General features: G+C 68.4%; 5 protein-coding genes. 2 read left to right on the plus strand and 3 right to left on the minus strand.

Features of this window, described 5'->3' with window-relative positions:
- The coding region (locus D7X32_RS42600) for a mechanosensitive ion channel family protein (RefSeq protein WP_120608217.1) at positions 1-1,012 on the plus strand (1,012 nt) is incomplete at its 5' end.
- Between the two features lie 50 nt (positions 1,013-1,062).
- Here D7X32_RS42600 and D7X32_RS42605 read toward each other — a convergent pair.
- The gene (locus tag D7X32_RS42605; RefSeq protein ID WP_120608218.1) at positions 1,063-2,685 is read right to left on the minus strand and encodes a DUF6119 family protein; all 1,623 of its coding nucleotides are present in this window, start codon (positions 2,683-2,685) and stop codon (positions 1,063-1,065) included.
- A gap of 39 nt (positions 2,686-2,724) precedes the next feature.
- A complete protein-coding gene (locus tag D7X32_RS42610) occupies positions 2,725-3,273 on the minus strand; it encodes an RNA polymerase sigma factor (RefSeq protein ID WP_158625863.1) in 549 nt (182 codons plus the stop codon).
- Between the two features lie 525 nt (positions 3,274-3,798).
- On the opposite strand from D7X32_RS42610, the gene D7X32_RS42615 reads away from it, so the two are divergent.
- Positions 3,799-4,491, plus strand: a complete 693-nt coding sequence (locus D7X32_RS42615; protein ID WP_120608220.1) for a DUF6445 family protein — start codon at positions 3,799-3,801, stop codon at positions 4,489-4,491.
- Between the two features lie 6 nt (positions 4,492-4,497).
- Here D7X32_RS42615 and epsE read toward each other — a convergent pair whose 3' ends face one another.
- Entirely contained in the window at positions 4,498-5,724 is a 1,227-nt protein-coding gene (gene epsE / locus D7X32_RS42620) for an exopolysaccharide biosynthesis GT4 family glycosyltransferase EpsE (RefSeq protein WP_120608221.1), read from the minus strand.
- Positions 5,725-5,895 lie beyond the last annotated feature (171 nt).

Below are 5,895 nucleotides of genomic sequence, written 5' to 3' on the forward strand. Positions count from 1 at the left end.
GTCCGGCTGGGATGACGAGCTGCTGGCGGCGGGCCGGGGGAGCATCCGCTCCGTGCTGGCGGGGGTGCTGGTGGCGGCGGGCGCGCGGTTCCTGAGGATGCCGCTGGTGGCCGAGGAGACGGTGGACCTGGGGGCGCGCTCGGTGGTCATCGTGGCGGTGGCGCTGTTCGTGCTGCGCTTCCTCACCCGGGCCGCGCGGTTCCTGGAGGACAAGGTCGCGAAGTCGCCCGAGGGCACGGACGTGGCGCGGGTGCGCGGCCTGCGCACCCAGTTGGCCATCCTGCGGCGCGTGGTGGAGGTGGCGGTGGTGCTGGTGGCCGCGTCGCTGCTGCTGCTCCAGTTCGAGGCGGTGCGCAACGTGGGCGTGTCGCTGCTGGCGTCCGCGGGCATCGCGGGTCTGGCCATTGGCCTCGCGGCGCAGAAGTCGCTGTCCACGCTGTTCGCGGGCATCCAGCTGTCCATCACGCAGCCCATGCGCATTGGCGACACGGTCATCATCGAGAACGAGTGGGGCTGGGTGGAGGAGATCACCCTCACCTACGTCGTGGTGAAGGTGTGGGACCTGCGCCGGCTGGTCATCCCCATCACGCAGTTCCTGGAGAAGCCGTTCCAGAACTGGAGCAAGGTGTCGCCGGAGATCCTGGGCACGGCGGAGCTGTACGTGGACTTCCGCACGGACGTGCCCGCGGTGCGCGCGGAGCTGAAGCGCATCCTGGAGCAGGAGTCCAACGGGCTGTGGGACGGCAAGGTGCAGGGGCTCCAGGTCACGGACCTGAGCGAGCGCACCATGAAGCTGCGCGCCCTGGTGAGCGCGGCGGATTCGGGCAAGGCGTTCGACCTGCGCTGCCTGGTGCGGGAGAAGCTGGTGGCCTTCCTCCAGGCCCAGCCGCACGGCCTGCCACTGCTGCGCGCGGAGGCCACGCCCCTGCCCTTCCCAGAGGAGAAGGCCGCGGGCCCGGCATTGCTGGCCGCGCGCGTGGGCAACAGTGCCCGCGTGGAATCCCAGCGCTGAGGTAGAGTCCGGTAGGGACACACGCTCCTGCGGACCCGGAGCGTGCGTCCCTACCGTTCAATCCGGCAGAGCGCGACGTCGAAGCCAGCGAGACGAACGGTCTTCACGTGCTCCAGCAGGTTGACGACGCTGAAGAAAAAGAGCGTATCCGCGAGCGCCCCCTGCTTCCGGGTCGCGATGGCGTAGACGACGCGCGGCGAGCCCTTCATCCCGTCAAAGTCCTTCGCGTTCCCGTAGTGGTCATGGAAGAACTTCCGAACATTGTCCGCATGCGCGGGCACGGAGCGAAACAGGCGCGCGGACACGCTGCCCTGACCGAACAGGTGGCTCAGCGTGGCGGAGTCCTTCATGCTCTTCACGTGGATGAAGTCCCTGTTGGGGCTCAGCAGGTCGCAGACCTCCATCTTCCCCGTGTGACCATCCGGGTAGAAGGGCTTCGCATCCAGCACCAGCCAGTTCTTCGTCTTGCCCACGTGCTTGTTGTACGCCCCCTCTTTCTTGAAGGTCTGGCTCCACTTTGGGAGCTGCAACTTCGCCGTGACGTCGGCGATCTCTCGCACCCGCTCGCGCACCTTTGCGATGTAGTCCGTGTCGACGCGGAACCACTGCCCCAGGGACAACACATAGGTCGCGCCTGCGTGCTCCACCTGAGCCACCAGATACCTGTGGAGGTTGTCATTCGACGTTAGGACCTCCCCTTCGTCATTCAAGCCACGCACCCGGATCTTCTGGGGATCCAGCTGGGTTTCGGGATGGGCCTCCAGGAAGTCGTAGACCCCTTCGATGTCCAGGTCCTCGAACTCCTGTGATTGATGCCCCTGCGACAACCGCCACCGGGTGATTCGCTCGTCCGGCATCTCCGGGAACGCAACGGCGAGTTCTTCGTGCGAGCGGTCCCTCAGAAGCCCCATCAGGTCCTCTTCCAGCACGGGGATGAGCGGATTCCGCGCCTTGAGCGGCCGCAGGTAGTCGATGAAGCCGAAGTGCTTCTTGTACTGGGTCTTCCGGTACTGCGTGAGGAACGTCTGGCAGTGCGCCCCCAGCTCCGCGACCGTGCACTTCATGGAGAGCTTGAGGGAATCCGCGCCCACCATCTTCTTCGTCAGCGCGGTGGAAAGCGGGCGGCCGCTGACCTTCTGGAGCCAATCCAGCTCCGTGCTGATGTCGAACTCGCCCACGTTCCGCCCCGCGTTGAGGTGCGTCCGGCGCTGGCGGCTCACCCGGTCCACCCGCCGGGTGTCCACCATGTCCAGCGCGTCGGGGTCCACTTCGTTGAGGACCACCTTGAGCCCGAAGTCCGGCTCGATGAGCTTCCGCTCGATGGCGCCCAGCCCGAATCCGAACGTGAGCGCGAAGACGCGCTTGTCCACCTTGAGGAACAGCACGAAGGAGTTGGACTGGTTCTTCAGATGGAGGCCCCCGACGTCGAACGCCGTCTCCAGCCAGGGCATCCATTTGGGTGGAGTCGGCCTGTTTGCCTGGACCCAAGCAACGCATGGGAAGGGAAGGCCGTCGCTGGGCTTCAGCTCGCGGTACCCCTCCTTGCGCTGAAGTTGGTCGAGTTCAGAGATGCTGTCGCGAAGCAGGTAGACCGTCAGATTCATGGGGAGCCCTACCGGTGTTCCTCGAAGTGAGGAGCACCGACTCAACCCAGGGCTCGGCTCGCGAACCATCCCTCGGAGGGGGTACAGGTCCCCCCTCTTTCGAGGGACTCAGTGCCACGTGCCCACGGAGAGCCGGCGCTCCTCCGCGATGGGCTGGAGCCGCTCGCGCAGCTGTTCGCGCACCTGGTGGAGCCACCAGCCCACCGTGCCCGTGGAGCGGCCCACCTGGGCGCCGATGCTCACGTAGGAGCGCCCCTGCGCGCGCAGGTGGAACACCTCGCGCTGCTGCGGCGGCAGGCGGTCCACCGCCTCGCGCAGGTCCTTCTCCTGGATGAAGGTCCAGAGCTCGCCGCCCTCGGTCTCCTCCGGATCATCCGCGAGCACCGTCACCCACCCCGCGTTCACCGCCTTGCGCTGCTCCGCGCGGTGGTGGCGCAACAGGCTGATGGCCCGCGTGTTGATGACCCGCCCCGTCCACGCCCGGAAGGCCTCCGCCCCCTGAAGGTGCAGCCGCTCCTTCCACGCCTCGTCCAGCGCGTGCTGCACCAAATCCTCCGCGTCCGCCGCGTTCCCCAGGATGCGCTGGGCGTGCTTCAAGAGCCCCGAACGGAATTGGATGACCAGCGCCGCGAACGTCTGCATCTCATTGTCAGCCATGGAAGTGCCCCCCGAGCCGCGTTCCGTGCACGCCCATGATGACAAAACCTTCCAGCCCGGACAGAGCATCCTTTCCCGGAATTACCAAGAGTGTCTGGAAATCCTATCCCACCCGGCGATTTCCACCGCCGCTGTCGCGAATGCATCCAGTGTCTGTCTTTCGGGTGTCCACTGGGGGCATGCGCCCCGGGGTTTCCGACAGAAACACGCCGGGATGATCAGCAGTCGTCATCCCGGGCGAAGACTCTCGACGAAGGCCCCGCGGGGCGATTGACCGGATCCGAAGGCCCGCTCACGGAGGGAGGTCCGGCGGTGCGCATCCGGGAGCACGGGGCAAAACGCCCCAGCGTGGCGAGTGCTCCAGGCGAATGGGGCAGAACGCCCCGGTCCGGTGCGTGAAACACGCGTGAAAACACGGCAGGGTTCTTGCTGGCACTTCCCATGCCACGGCGATCGGATCCGCCTCCTCGCGCCCCCGCGCGCGGATCCGGACCGGCCGCGCTGGCAGGAAGGCGGCAATCCCTCATGCTCGAACAACGGCGTCCCGAGTCGGCCGTTCGCGACGTGCTTCCCTACCGGAAGCCGAAGCTGGGACGGGACTACTGGATCAAGGACAACGTCCTGCCCAACGCGCTGGAGGTCTACGAGCGCAACCTCGCCCGCGAGGACTGGACGATGGGTGCGCCGTGGCGGCCGGAAATCTGGCCCGGCATCCGCGCGCCCCACGCGCTCACGCCGCAAGAGCTGGCGCCCGTGGAGCAGTGGATCTGCGAGCAGGCCGGCGTGCGCGCCCTCAAGCAGGAGGCCCCGGCGAAGGGCTCGCTGTCCCACAACCACGTGCAGCTCGTGGGGGAGAAGGAGTCCACCGCCAAGCCGCATGTGGACTCGCTGGCGCTGTGCGACTTCGCGGGCGTCATCTACCTGCACCCCAAGCCGCCCGCGAAGCACATGGGCACGTCCTTCTACCGGCTGCGCATGCCCGGCGGCGGCCTGGGCGGCAACACCTGCCCTCCCGGCTGCGTGAACCTCACCCAGGCCTTCGGCGTGACGAAGCTGCCCGCGAACGCGTGGGTGCAGGACGTGGAGGTGGAGAACGTCTTCAACCGCCTCATCGTCTACCGGGCGGACTTCGTGCACTCGGCGACCGCGTACTTCGGGCAGGGCGACAAGCGGAACAAGCGCGCCACGGCCCTCTTCTTCTGGAAGGCCGTGCGCTGAGTCCCGCTACGACGGCCGCGCGTCCAGCATCTGCGCCAGCATGTCCGCGCTGCGCTCGCTGCTGAACTGCTGCTCCACCTTGCGGCGGCCCGCCTCGCCCAGCCGCACCGCTCCGGCCGGGTCGCGCGCCAGCGTCTCCAGCTTCTCCGCCAGCACCGCTGGCGCCTGCGGCGGCACCAGCACGCCGTCCACGCCGTCGTCCACCAGCTCCTTCACGCCGCCCGCGCCCGTCACCACCACCGGCGCGCGCATCGCCATGGCCTCCATGATGGCCACGCCCAGCGGCTCCTGGAGGCTCGCCAGCGCGAAGAGGTGCGAGCGCTGGATGCCGTCCTTCACCACGTCCTCGCTCACCGCGCCCAGCAGCGTCACCGCGTCCGTGAGGCCGTCCTGCTGCAGCTTCGCCTCCAGCACCTTGCGGTACGTGGTGCCGCCCGCCTCGTCCTCGCCCGCGATGGACAGCCGCGCGTCGATGCCCTTCTTGCGCAGCATCCCCACCGCGTCGATGAGGTCCGCGTGCCCCTTGCACGGGTTCAGCCGGCCGCACGCGAACAGCCGCAGCGGGCCTTCACCGGACCACGGCTCGTAGGCCACCGAGCGCTGGAAGCGCGACAGCTCCACGCCCATGGGCGCCAGCTCAATCCGGTCCGGCAGGCTCCCCGCCAGCTCCTGGCGGACCTCCGCCAAGAGCTTCTTCGTGATGACGAAGGCGAACTTCGCGTGCCGCCACTTCTCCCGCTGGTTCGGCCCGTAGTCGTCCAGCGGCCCGTGCAGCGTCATGCTGTACGTGAGGCCCGACAAGAGGTGCGCGAACATGGCCACGTGCGCCGCGTTGGCGCAGGAGTGCACGTGCACGTGCGTCCAGCCGCGCTCGCGCGCCAGCGACGCCAGCCGGCCGCCCATCACCGCGAACGCCACCAGCTGTGCGCGCCCCTTCGCGTCCAGGCCCTCCGCCCTGGCGATGGAGGCCAGCACCCGCGCCCAGCCCGTGGGCATGGCCCGGGCAATCTCCAGCGCGGCCCGAACCACGCCCAGGGGACCCGGCGGCGCCAGGTACTCCGTGCGCGACATGGCCTCGCGGGCCCAGCTGTGGCTGATGATGCGCGCGGGCGGCGGACGGGTGGACACCAGCTCCGGCGACACACCCTTCCCCGGCAGCGCCTGCAACTCGCGCCAGAAGAAGATGTGGGTCTGTCCGGGGAACTCGGGAATCAGGTAGCCGATCTTCTGCACACCCCTTCCATAACACGCCGCGTCCCCCACGCTCCCCGGGCTCCCCCGGCGGCCCCGGAGCGGCCCCGTGGTCCATAAGGGGGTGTCACCCATGACAGCAGACCGGTGGCGCGCTCCTTCGCCTGCCCGCCCGCCCGGGTCGTTGGGTCATGACGCCTCATTGCGTTATAC

The organism is Corallococcus carmarthensis (assembly GCF_003611695.1).
GTDB lineage: Bacteria > Myxococcota > Myxococcia > Myxococcales > Myxococcaceae > Corallococcus > Corallococcus carmarthensis.